This is a genomic window from Acidimicrobiales bacterium (genome assembly GCA_033344915.1).
Taxonomy (GTDB): domain Bacteria; phylum Actinomycetota; class Acidimicrobiia; order Acidimicrobiales; family Aldehydirespiratoraceae; genus JAJRXC01.
Genome location: JAWPML010000001.1, coordinates 745,589 through 759,999, shown reverse-complemented (window position 1 = coordinate 759,999; position 14,411 = coordinate 745,589). Strand labels below are relative to the sequence as shown.

At 68.5% G+C, this 14,411-nt stretch carries 13 protein-coding genes; 10 read left to right on the top strand and 3 right to left on the bottom strand.

The window, feature by feature from the left end; genetic code table 11:
- The first annotated feature begins 82 nt into the window (after positions 1-82).
- From R8F63_03650 to R8F63_03605, 10 genes are read left to right on the top strand one after another with little or no spacing between them, the layout of a single operon-like run.
- Positions 83-1,594 (top strand): ABC transporter ATP-binding protein, encoded by a 1,512-nt coding sequence (locus R8F63_03650; GenBank protein ID MDW3217686.1) that lies wholly within the window; start codon positions 83-85, stop codon positions 1,592-1,594.
- Complete coding sequence (locus R8F63_03645; protein ID MDW3217685.1) at positions 1,591-2,739, top strand: ABC transporter permease; 1,149 nt, start codon at positions 1,591-1,593, stop codon at positions 2,737-2,739. The genes R8F63_03650 and R8F63_03645 overlap by 4 nt, the downstream gene beginning before the upstream one ends.
- Complete coding sequence (locus R8F63_03640; GenBank protein MDW3217684.1) at positions 2,736-3,995, top strand: ABC transporter permease; 1,260 nt, start codon at positions 2,736-2,738, stop codon at positions 3,993-3,995. Before R8F63_03645 ends, R8F63_03640 begins: the two co-directional genes overlap by 4 nt.
- A gap of 1 nt (position 3,996) precedes the next feature.
- On the top strand, positions 3,997-4,836 hold the full coding sequence (locus tag R8F63_03635; protein ID MDW3217683.1) for a phytanoyl-CoA dioxygenase family protein: 840 nt from the start codon (positions 3,997-3,999) through the stop codon (positions 4,834-4,836).
- Positions 4,833-5,420 carry a GNAT family N-acetyltransferase gene (locus tag R8F63_03630; protein ID MDW3217682.1) on the top strand — a complete coding sequence of 196 codons (588 nt, stop codon included), beginning with the start codon at positions 4,833-4,835 and terminating at the stop codon, positions 5,418-5,420. The genes R8F63_03635 and R8F63_03630 overlap by 4 nt, the downstream gene beginning before the upstream one ends.
- Before the next feature lie 18 nt (positions 5,421-5,438).
- Positions 5,439-6,560 carry an adenosine deaminase gene (locus R8F63_03625; protein MDW3217681.1) on the top strand — a complete coding sequence of 374 codons (1,122 nt, stop codon included), beginning with the start codon at positions 5,439-5,441 and terminating at the stop codon, positions 6,558-6,560.
- A 32-nt stretch (positions 6,561-6,592) separates the two neighbouring features.
- The gene (locus R8F63_03620) at positions 6,593-9,550 is read left to right on the top strand and encodes an insulinase family protein (GenBank protein ID MDW3217680.1); all 2,958 of its coding nucleotides are present in this window, start codon (positions 6,593-6,595) and stop codon (positions 9,548-9,550) included.
- 37 nt (positions 9,551-9,587) lie between these two features.
- Positions 9,588-10,220: a uracil phosphoribosyltransferase gene (upp, locus tag R8F63_03615; protein MDW3217679.1), complete on the top strand. Its 633-nt coding sequence runs from the start codon at positions 9,588-9,590 to the stop codon at positions 10,218-10,220.
- Complete coding sequence (locus tag R8F63_03610; GenBank protein MDW3217678.1) at positions 10,220-11,143, top strand: NAD(P)-dependent oxidoreductase; 924 nt, start codon at positions 10,220-10,222, stop codon at positions 11,141-11,143. Before upp ends, R8F63_03610 begins: the two co-directional genes overlap by 1 nt.
- A gap of 9 nt (positions 11,144-11,152) precedes the next feature.
- Positions 11,153-11,749 carry a hypothetical protein gene (locus tag R8F63_03605; GenBank protein MDW3217677.1) on the top strand — a complete coding sequence of 199 codons (597 nt, stop codon included), beginning with the start codon at positions 11,153-11,155 and terminating at the stop codon, positions 11,747-11,749.
- A 5-nt stretch (positions 11,750-11,754) separates the two neighbouring features.
- Here the strand turns inward: R8F63_03605 and R8F63_03600 are convergent, their stop codons facing one another.
- Genes R8F63_03600 through R8F63_03590 form a run of 3 tightly spaced genes read right to left on the bottom strand, consistent with a single transcriptional unit; the run spans position 11,755 to position 14,391 of the window.
- Entirely contained in the window at positions 11,755-12,603 is an 849-nt protein-coding gene (locus R8F63_03600) for a crotonase/enoyl-CoA hydratase family protein (protein ID MDW3217676.1), read from the bottom strand.
- Positions 12,604-12,613: 10 nt separating this feature from the next.
- Positions 12,614-13,738 carry a ferritin-like domain-containing protein gene (locus R8F63_03595; protein ID MDW3217675.1) on the bottom strand — a complete coding sequence of 375 codons (1,125 nt, stop codon included), beginning with the start codon at positions 13,736-13,738 and terminating at the stop codon, positions 12,614-12,616.
- On the bottom strand, positions 13,738-14,391 hold the full coding sequence (locus R8F63_03590) for a TetR/AcrR family transcriptional regulator (GenBank protein ID MDW3217674.1): 654 nt from the start codon (positions 14,389-14,391) through the stop codon (positions 13,738-13,740). The genes R8F63_03595 and R8F63_03590 overlap by 1 nt, the downstream gene beginning before the upstream one ends.
- Positions 14,392-14,411: the final 20 nt, after the last annotated feature.

Below are 14,411 nucleotides of genomic sequence, written 5' to 3'. Positions count from 1 at the left end.
CGATCCAGATGACGTAGCAGCGGGGCCGGGATACATTCCCGGCCCCGTTGTGGTTTTGGCACGGGACGCGAAGGAGGACCGGGTGGCGCTCGCCATCGAACTCAAGGGCATCACGAAGCGCTTTCCCGGCGTGGTCGCCAACGACGACGTGAACCTCGCCGTCGAGCAGGGCGAGATCCACGCGATCTGCGGCGAGAACGGCGCCGGCAAGTCCACGCTGATGAAGATCCTCTACGGCATGCAGCCGGCCGACGAAGGCACGATGGCCGTGAACGGCACCGAGGTGAACTTCACCTCGCCGGCCGACGCCATCGAAGCCGGCATCGGCATGGTCCATCAGCACTTCATGCTGGCCGGCAACCTCAGCGTGCTCGAGAACGTGATCCTCGGGGCCGAGCCGACCGTGAGTGGCGGCATCATCGACCGGGCCGACGCCAAACGGCACCTGACGGAGGTCGGGTCCGCCTACGGCCTCGAGATCGACCCCGACGAGTTCGTCGAAGAGCTCGAGGTCGGCGAACGTCAGCGGGTCGAGATCATCAAGGTGCTCTACCGCGGCGCGAAGATCCTGATCCTCGACGAGCCCACCGCGGTGCTCGTCCCACAGGAGGTCGACGAACTGTTCCGCAACATGCGTGAACTGAAGGCCGACGGCGCCACGATCCTGTTCATCGACCACAAGCTCGAGGAAGTGCTCGAGATCGCCGACACGATCACCGTGCTCCGCCAAGGGCGAACCGTCGCAACGGTGAAGCCCGACGAGGTGACCACCGGTGACCTCGCGGAGCTCATGGTCGGTTCCGAGCTCCCGACGCCGGAGACCACCCAGTCGACCGTGACCGGCGAGGTCGCCCTCGCGGTCACCGGCCTCACGGTCCGCGACGCGGACGATCGGGCGGTCGTCGACGATGTCAGCCTCCGGATCCATCGTGGCGAGGTCGTCGGCATCGCCGGGGTCGAGGGCAACGGCCAGACCGAACTCGTCGAGGCCATCATCGGCACGGAGCGTCCCGAGACCGGCTCCATCGAGTTGATGGGCAACGACATCTCGCACGAATCGGTCCGTCACCGGCGCGGCAACGGGATCGGCTACATCCCCCAGGACCGCCACGAGGAGGGACTGCTCCTCGAGGCGCCGCTGTGGACCAACGCCGCCCTGGGACACCAGATGAAGCCGCCCTACGCCCAGGGCATCTGGTTCAACCGGCAGGGCGCCCAGAGCACCACGGAACAGATCCGGGAGCGCTTCGACGTGCGCACCCCCGACATCCACGTCGCCGCGCTGGCGCTCTCCGGCGGCAATCAGCAAAAGCTGATCGTGGGCCGGGAGATGACCGCCGAACCCGACGTGCTCATCGCCTCGCACCCGACCCGGGGCATCGACGTCGGCGCCCAGGCGGCCGTGTGGGACCACATCCGGGCGGCCCGGGCCCAGGGCATGGCCACCCTTCTGATCTCCGCCGACCTCGACGAACTGATCGGGCTGTCCGACACGATCCTGGTCATGTACAAGGGTCGTCTCGTCGCCGAACTGGACCCCGCCTCCATCACGCCCCGAGATCTCGGCAGCTACATGACGGGAGCCGCAGTATGACCGACGTCGCCCACCAACCGGCTGCCGTCGTCGCGGTGGAGGACTCCACCCGGCGCCGGCTCACGATGGCGCTCGCCGCGCCGCTCGGCGCCGTCGTCTTCTCCGTGGTCGCCGCCACGCTCATGCTGTTCATCGCGGGCAGCGACCCGTTCGCGGCGTACGCGGACATGTTCGAGCACGCCTCGAAACCGGAGACCATCGTCTCGATGTTCAACCGGGCGACACCGCTCTACATCTCCGGGGTCGCGGCAGCCATCGGCTTCAAGATGAACCTGTTCAACATCGGCGTGGAGGGCCAGTACCGCATGGCCGCGATCTTCGCCGCCTACGTCGGCGGCGCCATCGCGCTGCCCGGGTTCCTCCACATCGCCGTGATCATCGTCGTCGCCATGCTCGTCGGCGCCGCTTGGTCGGGTCTCGCCGGCGTGCTCTACACCCACCGCGGGGTCAACGAGGTCATCGGCACCATCATGCTCAACGGTGTGGCGCTCGGGCTCATCGCCTGGCTGGTGCGTACCTGGCAGGCCGAAGGCGAGATCCCGGTCGTCGGTGTCGGCACGGAGCCGATCGAGAGCACCGGAATCCTGCCCACCCTCACCTGGTTCCCGGAGCTCTTCGTCGACCTCCGCGGCACCAACGAGCTCACCGGTGTCCTGCTCATCGCGATCGCGGTCGGCGTCTTCTACCACGTGCTCCTGAACCGCACGATCTTCGGTTTCGAGCTCCAGGCCAGCGGCGCCAACCCGTTCGCCGCCCGAGCCGGTGGGGTGCCGCCGCGGCGGATGGCGCTCACGGCGATGCTGCTGTCGGGCGGCATCGCCGGTCTGGTCGGCATCGCCGAGATCATGGACAAGGGTCGCTACAACCCGAACTTCGTCGGTGGCCTCGGCTTCAACGGCATCGGCATCGCCCTTCTGGGGCGGAACCATCCGGCGGGAATCGCGGTGGGCGCCCTGCTCTGGGCCTTCCTCGAGGCGTCGTCCGACATCCTCCAGATCACCGCGGCAGCCCCCAAGGAGATCATCGACATCATGCGGGGCGTCATCCTCCTCACGGTGGTGATCGGCTACGAGGTCGTGCACCGGATCCGCCGCCGGGACGAGGCCGCCAGAGCCGCTGCTCGGCTCGTGGAGGTCGAGGCATGAGCTCCTGGCACCAACTCCGCACCCCCGTCCGGTGGATGATCCTCGCCGCCGTCGGCGTGCTCGCCCTGTCGCTGCTCGAGTTCGTCACGGACAACCACGGCCTCACCACCGAAGGTCAGGTCGGGGCCATGCTGCGATGGGCGGCGCCGATCATGCTGGCGGGCCTCGGCGGCCTGTTCGCCGAGCGAGCGGGCGTCGTCAACATCGGTCTCGACGGCATGATGATCATCGGCATGTGGTTCGGCGCCTGGGGCACCGTGAACTACGGACCCTGGGCCGGACTCGCCATCGGCATCCTCGGCGGCGCCCTGGCCGCGCTCGTCCACGCCATCGCCACGGTGTCGTTCGGTGTCGACCAGATCATCAGCGGTGTGGCCGTGCTCATCGCGGCGCCGGCGGTCACCCGCTACCTGTCCCTGGAGATCTTCGACGACTACGAGGGCGGATCGATCACCCAGTCACCGCGGCTCGATTCGGCGGGCAAGTTCACCTTCCCGTTCCTGTCGGGCGGTGATCTCTTCGGCTGGACGACCCCCGACATACTCGGGTGGTTCAACGAACGGAACTGGTTCGCGATCTCCGACCTCACGGAGGTCGCGCGCGGGCTGACGTTCAACCTGAGCATCTTCACGGTCGTCGCCTATGCGTTGGTGCCCGTCATCAGTTTCGTGATCTGGCGCACGCGGTTCGGGCTGCGGGTTCGCATCTGTGGCGAGCATCCGACCGCCGGCGAGACCCAGGGCATCAACATCTACGCCTACAAGTACGCGGCCGTCATCCTCTCGGGTGCCCTCGCCGGCTTCGGCGGTGCCTTCATCGCCACGCCGGAGCTGGGCGGCATCTACCAGGAGGGATCGACGAACTCGATGGGCTTCATCGGCCTGTCCGCGCTCATCGTCGGCAACTGGCGCCCGGCCGGGGTGATGGCCGGCGCCCTCCTGTTCGGGTTTCCACGGGCCCTCGGGCTGCGCGAGGTCGGCGACGCCAACTCCACGCATCTCCTGCTCCTCGTGGCCGGGCTGATCCTCGTGGCCGTCGCCGCGAACAACGCCGCCAAGCGGAACTGGACCGACACGATCCTCGCCGGCGGCATCGGGCTCGGGAGTCTGATCTGGTACTTCACGTCGGACTCGGTGGCGGACTGGTTCGTCGACATCCTTCCCTTCGTCACCGTGCTGCTCGTCCTCACGTTCTTCTCGCAGCGCCTCCGCATGCCCGCCACCGCCGGCCTCCCCTACCGCAAGGGCGAGTCGTAGCGTGCTCACGGCGGATCAACTCGCCGCCTGGGACCGCGACGGGTACCTCGTCTTCGAGGACGCCGTCGATTCGGCGACCTGCGACGAACTCCGAGAGCACGTCATCGCCCAGCTGGCCGCGGCCGACCCCACCGTCGACGGCGGACTCACGGTGTTCGACACGACCGAGCAGGGCCACGCCCAGCAGGAGTACTTCCTCACGTCCGGCGACAAGGTGCGCTGGTTCCTGGAGGACGGCGCGGTGTCCGACGGGCAGTTGACCCGCCCGCTCCCCCTCGCGGTGAACAAGCTGGCCCACGCCATGCACGATCTGGATCCCGTGTTCGACCGGTTCAGCCGCACGCCGCTGATGGCGGAGATCGCCGCGGATCTGGGCGTCGTCGATCCGAAGCTGCTCCAGTCGATGTACATCTTCAAGCAGCCCTCGATCGGCGGGGAGGTGAGCTGTCATTGCGACCACACGTTCCTGTGGACCGAGCCCCAGTCCGTGATCGGCTACTGGTTCGCCATCGAGGACGCGACCGTCGAGAACGGGTGCCTCTACGTCGCCCCGGGGCGGCACCGCGATCCGGTACGCACCCGGCTCCGGCGCGAGGGCGACGGCACCACGATGGACGTCCTCGACACCACACCCTGGCCCACCGACGAGCTCGTCCCGATCGAAGCCACCAAGGGGACGATGCTCGTGCTGCACGGCTCGCTCCCCCACTGGAGCGCCCCCAACACGTCCGCCACGAGCCGCCATGCCTACACGCTGCACGTGATCGACGGCACGGCCGACTATCCCGACGACAACTGGCTGCGCCGCGCCCCCGACATGCCCCTGCGAGGATTCACATGAACGAGGTCCGCCACGCCCTTCCCGCCGATGCCGAGGATCTCGAGACGACGCTGCGCGAAGCGTTCCTGGCCGACCCGATGATGGCGTTCATGATCGAGGATCCGGACCGTGAGGGGCACTGCCGTCCGGACGACCTCGCCCGGATCATGGACGTCGAACGGCGCACCTACCAGCCGTGCGGTCACAGCTACACGATTCCCGGCAAGGCCGCCGCCCTCTGGGCGCCGCCCGGCCACCGACCCGACCTCACCGAGTTCATCGAGGTGTTCTCGTCTCTCGCCGACCCCGACCGGGCGGCCACGGCCGCCGAGCAGTTCATGCTCATGGCCGAATACGAGCCGGACGAGCCCCACTTCTACCTGCACCTCATCGGCGCCCGGGACAGCGCCCGCGGCCAGGGGCTCGGCTCGCTGCTCCTCGACCGCATCCACGCCGTCTGCGACGCCGAGGGGCTCCCCGCCTACCTCGAGGCGTCCAGCGAGCGCAGCGCCGTGCTCTACGAGCGCCACGGCTACGAGCGCCTCGCCACGGTCGACTTCGCGCCGGGCGTCGCCCTGCGGCCGATGCTGCGGTCTCCCCGCTGACCCGGCCTAGCCTGGGGTATGGCCACGCAAGTCAGCCCCATTCTCGACGTCGGCCCCCCGACGCTCGACCGGATTCGCCAGGCGCCGAAGGTCGTGCTGCACGACCATCTCGACGGCGGACTGCGCCCCGAGACGATCATCGAGATCGCCGATCAGGTCGGCTACACGGACCTCCCGACGACGGATGCCGACGAGCTCACCACCTGGATGCTCCGCGGCGCGAACCGCAAGGACCTCACCCTCTATCTCGAGACGTTCGCCCACACCGTCGCCGTCATGCAGACCCGCGAGGGGATCGAGCGCGTCGCCCGGGAATGCGCAGAGGATCTCGCCGCCGACGGTGTCGTCTACGCCGAGGTGCGTTTCGCGCCGGAGCTCCACACCGAGCAGGGCCTGACCCTCGACGACGCCATCGAGGCGGTCCTCACCGGGTTCGCCGCCGGCGCGGCGGGCACCGAACTCACCATCCGGGCGATCTGTTCGGCCATGCGCCACCAGCAGAACTCCCTCGAGGTCGCCCAGGCCGCGATCCGCCATCGTGACCACGGCGTGGCCGCGTTCGACATCGCCGGGCCCGAGGACGGCTTCCCGCCGGACGACCACCTCCTCGCCTTCCAGTTCTGTCAGCGGGAGAACTTCCACATCACCATCCACGCCGGCGAGGCCTACGGCCCCGCGTCGATCTGGAAGGCCCTCCAATGGTGCGGAGCCGAACGCCTGGGGCACGGCATCCGCATCATGGAGGACATGACCCGCGGCGCCGACGGCGATCGTGAGCTCGGGCGGCTCGCCCACTACATCCGCGACCGGCGGATCCCGTTGGAGGTGTGCCCCACCTCGAACGTCAACACCGGCGTCGTGGACGAAATCGCCGATCACCCGATCGCCGAACTCATCGACCTGCGCTTTCGCGTCACGCTCAACACCGACAACCGGCTGATGTCCGGCGTCTCGATGTCCTCCGAGATGGACGCGCTCGTCGGCGCGTTCGGCTACGGCTGGGACCGGCTCCGCTGGCTGACCGTCAACGGCATGAAATCCAGCTTCCTGCCGTTCCGCGAGCGTCTCCAGATCATCGAGCAGGTCATCAAGCCCCGCTATGCGCCGTTGGAGGCCTGGGCCCTCGAGCCGCGGGTCTGAGCATCCCGGGGCCGCGCACTAGGGTCGCTCGAATGCGGATCCCTCTCCTTGCTCACACCTTTGCTCGCACCCTTGCCGTTCTCCTCGCCCTCGCCCTCGTGGCGGCGGCGTGCTCCGACGATCCGGCGGCGGAGGAGCTCGTCGACGACCTCCTGAGCGACGACGGTGGCGACGACGGCGATCCGGACCCGACCGGCACCGACGACCCACCCGACGAACCGGTGGACGTCCCGCCGGGCCCGGTCACCATTCCCGAGGCCGACGCGCCGGATCCCGACGACACCCCGCTGCCGGTCGACCGCGACTATCGCATCATCACGCTCGACAACGGGCTCACGGTGATGCTGCGCAGCAACGACAGCCCGGGCGGATCGCTGCACCTGCGCCTCGTGGTCAACGCCGGCTCGGTGCAGCAGCCGGTAGGCAACGACGGCAGCGCCCACTTCCTCGAACACATGCTGTTCAACGGCACCGAACAGTTCCCCGCCAACGAGTTGACCGCACAACTCCAGCGCCTCGGCATCAGCTTCGGCGCGGATGTCAACGCCTACACGAGCTACGACGAGACGGTGTACTTCCTCGGCGCGAGCCTGTTCGATCCTCAGGCGCCCGAGATCGCGCTCGACGTGCTGGCCGAGTGGGCGGACAAGGCGACGATCGATCCGTCGCAGGTGGACTCCGAGATCGGTGTCGTCCGCGACGAGCTGCGTCAGGGCCGCGAGTCCGTCGACGGCATCGTCTTCACCCGCTTCGAGGAGATCTACACCGCCGGCACGGACTACGAAGGCCACATCGTGGTGGGCGATCCCACGCTGGTGGAGGCAACCACGGCCGACACGCTGCGCGCCTTCTACGACGCCTGGTACCGGCCGGACAACATGGCGGTCATCGTCGTCGGCGATCTGTCGCTCGACCGACTCGAGGAGGAGGTCCGTGAGCGTTTCGAGGGCCTCACCGCCCGCGGCAACTCCCCGACGCGAGCCGATGTCGAGGTCGCGCTCTCCCCCGAGCCGGTCACCGATGTCATCACCCACCCGGACAACGCCAACGACAATCTGTCCTACGACATCCCGCTCCCCGTCTGGGATCTCGACACGGTCGGCGGCGAGCGCATGGCCTTGATCGAACGGGCGGTGGCGCTCATGCTCGGCACCCGGCTCGAGGAGGCGTTCCAGCGGGGCGAGATCGACGCCGACTTCGAGCCCTTCCTCGACACCTTCGCCATCAACCGCGGCCTGCGCTACTACGGCACGAACCTGCAGGGCCCGGACCTCGCCGTTCTGCTCGACCAGTTCCAGTCGCAGCTGCTGACCGCCGCGCTCACCGGCTTCAGCGAGGACGATGTCGCGCGGGCCCGGGCCCAGCTCGTCGCCGGGCTCGACGACGAGCTCGCGACCCTCGAGTCGACCCAGGACGCCCAGTTCGCGACCGAGCTCATGGTGGCCTTCCTGGAGGGCGGCAGCCTCGACGACGCCGACAACCGGATCCGGCGCCAGCGCGACGTGGTCGAGTCCCTGACCGCCGAGGAACTGACGGACTTCTGGCGCTGGATCCTCGGCGCATCCGGCCCGATCGTGATCGCCGTTGCGGCGGACGAGGCATCGGTCCCGACCGCCGACGAGCTGCGGACGATTCTCGAGGATGCCCAACCCGCCGCCGCGGCCGGGGAAACCGAATCGATCGACGAGCTGATGGACCGACCCGACCCGGCCGAGATCGTCGACGAGGACGTCATCCGCACGCTCAACGGCGATGTGACCGTCTGGACGTTCGCCAACGGTGCCCAGGTCGCCCATCAGGAGACCCAGATCTCGGCCGGCCAGTTCAGTGTCTGGATGGAGTCGGACGGTGGGTGGAGCACGTTGGACGATCCCGACGCGTCGATTGCCGCCGCCGCCGTGAACGCGATCGCCCAGAGCGGCGTCGGGCCCCACGATCCGTCCACGCTCGCCCGCTATCTCGAACCCCTGGACCTGGGGGTCAGCTTCGCCATCGAGGACATCTACGAGGGCGCCTACGGGTCGGCGGCCACGAGCGACGCGGAGGAATTGTTCGCCCTCATCCACCTGACGATGACCGAGCCGCGCATCGACGACGTCGCCCTCCGCTCGGTCGGCCGTCAGGGCGAGACCGCGCTGGAGTTCCTCGCCACGAATCCCGACGTGCAGGCCAACGAACGCCTCATCGCCCTCGCCAGCGACGAGGATCCCCGGGTCAGCACGTTCCTCACCCAGAGCGAGATCGACGCGCTCGATGCCGACCAACTGCTGGACGTCTTCATGGCACGCTTCGGCACCGTCGACGACCTCGGCGTCTCCATCGTCGGCGACATCGACGCGGCCGCGGCGCGTGACCTGGCCACCCGCTATGTCGGCACCCTGCCCGCCGGCGCGGCGGACCAGTGGGTCGACCTCGGCATCGAGGCACCCACCGGGGCGGCCTACGACGAGATCGAGCTGAACGACGGCACCGCCAACGGCGGCATCACCCGGTTCGACTTCGTCGAGGGACGCTTCGACGCCGAGACGCAGGTGGCCGCCACCCTGCTGTCCACCATCATCACCAACCGGATCACCGACGTGATCCGGGAGGAACTCGGGGCGAGCTATGGCGGCAACGCGTCACTGTTCGTCGAGCACGGCGGGCCGGGTGGCGTCGGCTCCTTCATCCAGGTCGACGGCGACCCCGCGCGGCTCGAGGAGATCGACGCCGCGCTGGACGCGATGCTGCTGGAGCTCGCCACGACGGGCCCGACGACCGACGAGTTCGAACGGGCGTTCACCGTGTTGGAGAACGAGTACAGCTTCGTGAACAACGGTCTGTTCCTCGACGTCAACCTCAACCGCGTGCGCTTCCCGGACGCCGACATCCTGCTGCCGGACGACCAGTTCGACATCCTGTTCTCGACCACCCCGACCGACGTGCGTCTCCTGGCCGAGTCGCTCTACGCGGACGCGGCCTCGGTCGAGGTCCGCAGGGTGCTCGCCTAGATCGTCGCTGCGGCGAGGACGTGGCATAGTCGACGCCGTGCACGTCCATGTCGTCGACCATCCGCTCGCCGCCGTGGCGCTCACTCGCCTCCGCGACGAGCGCACGGACCGGCCCGCCTTCCGGGCCGCGCTGCGCGAACTCAGCCGCCACCTCACCTACGAGGCAACGCGTGATCTCCCGGTTCGATCGGTGGACATCACCACCCCGATGGGACCGGCCACCGGCACCGAGCTCGAGAGCGAGACCTCGCTGCCCCGCCTCGTGCCCGTGCTGCGGGCCGGGCTCGGCATGCTCGATGCGGCCCTGGAGGTCCTCCCCGAGGCCCAGACCGGCTTCATCGGCCTGAAGCGCAACGAGGAGACCCTGCTCCCGGACGTCTATCTCGACACCGTTCCGGAGGATCTCCAGGGTCAGCCGGTCATGGTCCTCGACCCGATGCTCGCCACCGCGGGATCGGCGATCCATGCCTGTTCATCGCTCCGAGCCGCCAACGCGGGCCGGATCACGGTGGTGTGCGTGCTCTCCGCGCCGGAAGGGATCGAGGCGCTTCGCGAGTCCGGAACGGCCGACGCCCATGTGACCGCCTCGATCGACAGCCACCTGAACGAGGTCGGCTTCATCGTGCCCGGCCTCGGGGATGCGGGCGACCGCCAATTCGGCGTGGACTGATGGCCCGCGAGCACATCGCGGTCGTGCCGGCGTCGCGGCCGGAAATGCACGCCGTCCTCGTCGCCGCGGTCGAATCCGGTGGCGGCACCGTCGTCGACCCGGAGGAGGCGGAGGCGATCATCTGGGCGGACCCGGCCGCCGGTGCCGAGCTGCGTGACCATGTCGACCGGGCGCCCCACGCCCGGTGGATCCAGCTCCCCTACGCCGGGATCGAGACGATGGTCGACCAGCTCGACCACGACCATCTGTGGACGTGCGGCAAGGGCGTCTACGCCGACGCCTGCGCGGAGTGGATGTTCGCGGCGCTCCTCACGGCCTTCCGCAACGTCCCGGACTACGTGCGGGCCGAGCGCTGGCCGGAGCAGAAGGGCCGGAACCTCCTCGGTGCCCGGATCACCCTGCTCGGCGGCGGGGGCCTCGCGGAAGCCTTCCTGCGCCTGGTCGAGCCCTGGGGCTGCACGACCACGGTCGTACGCCGCTCCGGCGATCCCGTGCCCGGCGCGGCCCGCACGGTGCGCACCGCCGACCGGTTCGATGCGGTGGCGGACGCGGACGCCGTGATCGTGTGCCTCGCGCTCACCCCGGAGACGACCGGGATCGTCGACGCCGAACTGCTCGCCGCCATGCCCGACGACGCCTGGCTGCTGAACGTCGGCCGCGGTCCCCACGTGGTCAACGACGACCTGCTCGCCGCGCTGGACGCGGGCACGATCGGCGGCGCCGTCCTCGACGTGACCGACCCCGAGCCGTTGCCCGATGGGCATCCGTTGTGGGGCTACGACAATGTCGTGATCACGCCGCACGTGGGCAACACGCCCGAGATGGGCCTGCCGCTGCTCGCGACGCGGGTCGAGGCGAACGTGCGGCGGTGGATCGCGGGCGACGACCTGCTCGGGCCCGTTGACGTCGACGCCGGCTACTAGTGTGCGCCCATGCTCGACCACGTCTTCACCGACGCCATCGGGGCGTTGCGAGACGCGTTCGAGTTCTCCCGCCTCGAGCGGCAGGCCTTCGAGGAACGCTTCCAGGTCGACGTGCTGCTCGGCGATGTCTCCTGGGCGACGAGCTACGGGCTGCCGGGCGAAGGGCTGCCACCCCGCGTCCAGGCCGACGTCGGCTGTAGCTGGCCGACCTGGTCCCAGACGGCGTACCGCAGCTGGTACGTCGACGAGGAGCTGACGGAGCCACCCCGCATCGACGTCGAGATCACCTACCGGGTCCAACGACTCCTCGAGTCACCCGAACCGCGGGCGGTCCTCGCCGTGCTACCGGTCACGAGCCCCGATGTGGGGGGCGAGCGACTCACCCGGAGCGGGCCGACGGTCGAGTCGATCTACGGCGGCGATCCCGACGAAGCGGAGTACGCGATCGAGGTCTCGTACGAGGGGGTCTACGAGCTCGACGAGAGCGCCCTCGTCGACGGGTCCGCGCTCGACGAGGACTTCAACGCCCTCGGCGGATGGATCGCGTCGACGCTGGTCAGGCTGGGCGATCTCGACCTGACGTTCGGACCGCCCCTCCAGGACTGAGGCGATCAGAGACCTCGCCGGATGGCGCCGAGGTCCTCGAAGTCGGTGTCACGTCCCTCGGCCTTCGCCGTGAACGACTCGGCCATGTCGGTGGGCTGGAACATCCCCGTCTGCCACGCGGCGATGTACTTCAGCGAGTCCTCGACCGTGTGGTCGCGGGTGTAGAGGATCGTCTCCTTCGTGCCGTGGATGGCCAACGGCGACTTCGACGCGATCTCCGCGGCGATCTCGTGCACGCCGGACAGCATCGCGTCCTGGTCGGCGAACACCTGGTTGACCAGGCCGTGCTGCAGCGCTTCGGCCGCGGGCATGCGCCGGCCGGTGTAGGCGAGTTCGCGGACGACCCCGTCCGGGATGAGCTTGGGCAGCCGCTGGAGCGTGCCGACATCGGCGGTCATGCCGATGTTGATCTCCTGGATGCAGAAGAAGGCGTCCTCGGTCGCGTACCGGCAGTCGGCCGCGGTGACCATGTCGACGCCACCGCCGATGCATCCGCCCTGGATCGCGGCGAGCACCGGCATGCGCGCCTCCTCGAACGAGGTGAACGCCCGCTGGAGGTGCAACACGTTGAGCCGCAGCGCCGCCCGCTCCCGTCCGAGCTCACGGCGTTCGGAGCCCCCGCCGACGGCGTCCGAACCACCGGCGAAGACCGAGAGATCCATGCCGGCACAGAAGTGCTTGCCGGTTGACGACAGGACGACGGCGCGGACCCGACCGGAATCGGACAGCTCGTCCACGATCTCGGGCAGCTCCGACCAGAAGGCCGGAATCATGGTGTTGTAGGCGTCGGGGCGCGACAGGCGTACGTGGGCGACGCCGTCGCTCTCCTCGATCTCGAAACAGGTGTATCCCATGCCGGGGAGGCTAGGAGACGACAGCCGCCTCGTCAGACTCGCCGTAGGAGCCGTCGTTGAGGTCGTAGTCGAGGAACTCCGCGCCGGTGTCCTCGAAGTGCTCGAACTCGATCACCCCGATCTCGGTGAAACGGTCCCGCAGCCACGCGTCACCCGCGTCGAGCAGCCCCAGCTTGCGACAGTTCGGCACGATCTTCGAGAACAGCATCCGCTGGAAGACCTTCGACTCCTCGGGGGCATTGAGCAGCTGCTCCACCATCTTGCGGGTGTCGACGCCCATGTGTTCCCACACCTCCTGCTGGAGGAAGCGGTCCCGCATGCGCAGGGCCGCCTCGAAGGCGAACTCCTGGCGCTCGCGGATGTCCGCCGCGTCCATCTCGGCGTAGACCTCCTGGAGGCTGAGGACGCCGAACGCGACGTGGCGGGCCTCGTCGCTCATGACGTAGCGAAGCAGCTTCTTGAGCAGGGGCTCGGTCGTGACGTCGTGCATGAAGCCGAACGCGGCGAGGGCGAGACCCTCGACCATGATCTGCATGCCGAGATAGGTCATGTCCCAACGGCTGTCGTTGATGATGTCGTCGAGCAGCAGGCCGAGGTGCGGGTTGACCGGATACCCGCCGTCGAGCTTCTCGTCGAGGTACTTGGCGAAGACCTCGACATGGCGGGCCTCGTCGACCACCTGGGTGGCGGCGTAGTACTTCGCGTCGATCCACGGCACCGTCTCGACGATCTTGGCCGTGCACAGCAGGGCACCCTGCTCGCCGTGCATGAACTGGCTGAGGCGCCACTTGATCGACTGGAGGCCGAACTCCTCCCACTCCTTGTCGCCCCAGTGGTAGACGGGGCTGGAGGGGTCATCGTCGAAGTCGCCCATCAGGCCGCGCTCGAGGTTCAGATCGAGGGCAGTGTAGGGGTCGACCTCGATCGACCAGTCGAGATCGGTCTGGCCGTTCCACTGGGAGGTCTTCGCCTTCTCGTAGAGCTTGTCGAGCTTGGCCCGCTCGCCCTTGTCGTAGCCCCAGGTGAAGATCGCGTCGGCGTTGTCCTCCACCGCGTGGATGAGCTCGGAGGCATCGGTGTTGGCCTGCGAGATCTCCATGATCCGGTCGATGTCGTTGGCGTCGGTGACAGCCATCAGTTGTCCTCATTCGTTCGTGTGGGATTCGTTGGTGTGGGATGTGGTCGCGCGGCGGTGATCAGCCGTTCGATGACGGCATTCCATCCATCGGCAGCAGGGAACTCCCGATCAATGGATCCGAACATCGCAAACCCGATCGCTATGGCATGGCACAACGCCACCATCGCGTCGGTCGGGAGCGCCGGGTCGATCTCCCCGGTGCGTTTGCCCGCCTCGAAGAGCTCGGCGAGCCGCTGCTCCTGGTCGAGCAGGCGGCGGGACAGCATGGTGTGGAACTCGGGGTCACGGCGGGCGATCACGAGCGCTTCGGCGAGAAGGATGTCGGCGGTGTCGGATCGCACGACGAGTTCGGCCCCGAGGGCGCTCAGCACGTCCGTGAGACTGCTGGTGCCGGCCGAGAGGAGCCGATCGAGCTGTTCGTGCATGACGAGCCCGATCGCGTCGAGCATCATCTCCTGCTTGCCGGTCCAGCGGGAGTAGATCGCACCGGTCGTGACACCGGCGCGGCGGGCGATCGCGGCGACTCCGGCCTTGTCGAACCCCTTCTCGATGAACAGGTCGACGGCGGCCGCGAGCAGCCGGTCCGTCAGCGGGTCGTGGGCCGGGGGGTCGACGACGGCGATCGGTGCAGAAGGAGCCACGGCGTTCACGGCTGTCATGATAACGGTTA

What these genes read in the sequence shown, in the direction of transcription:
- R8F63_03620 (MDW3217680.1), top strand. Translation starts at nt 6,593, where the DNA reads ATGCGGATCCCTCTCCTTGCTCACACCTTTGCTCGCACCCTTGCCGTT.
- R8F63_03630 (MDW3217682.1), top strand. Translation starts at nt 4,833, where the DNA reads ATGAACGAGGTCCGCCACGCCCTTCCCGCCGATGCCGAGGATCTCGAG.
- R8F63_03625 (MDW3217681.1), top strand. Translation starts at nt 5,439, where the DNA reads ATGGCCACGCAAGTCAGCCCCATTCTCGACGTCGGCCCCCCGACGCTC.
- R8F63_03640 (MDW3217684.1), top strand. Translation starts at nt 2,736, where the DNA reads ATGAGCTCCTGGCACCAACTCCGCACCCCCGTCCGGTGGATGATCCTC.
- R8F63_03645 (MDW3217685.1), top strand. Translation starts at nt 1,591, where the DNA reads ATGACCGACGTCGCCCACCAACCGGCTGCCGTCGTCGCGGTGGAGGAC.
- R8F63_03600 (MDW3217676.1), bottom strand. Translation starts at nt 12,603, where the DNA reads ATGGGATACACCTGTTTCGAGATCGAGGAGAGCGACGGCGTCGCCCAC.
- R8F63_03595 (MDW3217675.1), bottom strand. Translation starts at nt 13,738, where the DNA reads ATGGCTGTCACCGACGCCAACGACATCGACCGGATCATGGAGATCTCG.
- R8F63_03610 (MDW3217678.1), top strand. Translation starts at nt 10,220, where the DNA reads ATGGCCCGCGAGCACATCGCGGTCGTGCCGGCGTCGCGGCCGGAAATG.
- R8F63_03605 (MDW3217677.1), top strand. Translation starts at nt 11,153, where the DNA reads ATGCTCGACCACGTCTTCACCGACGCCATCGGGGCGTTGCGAGACGCG.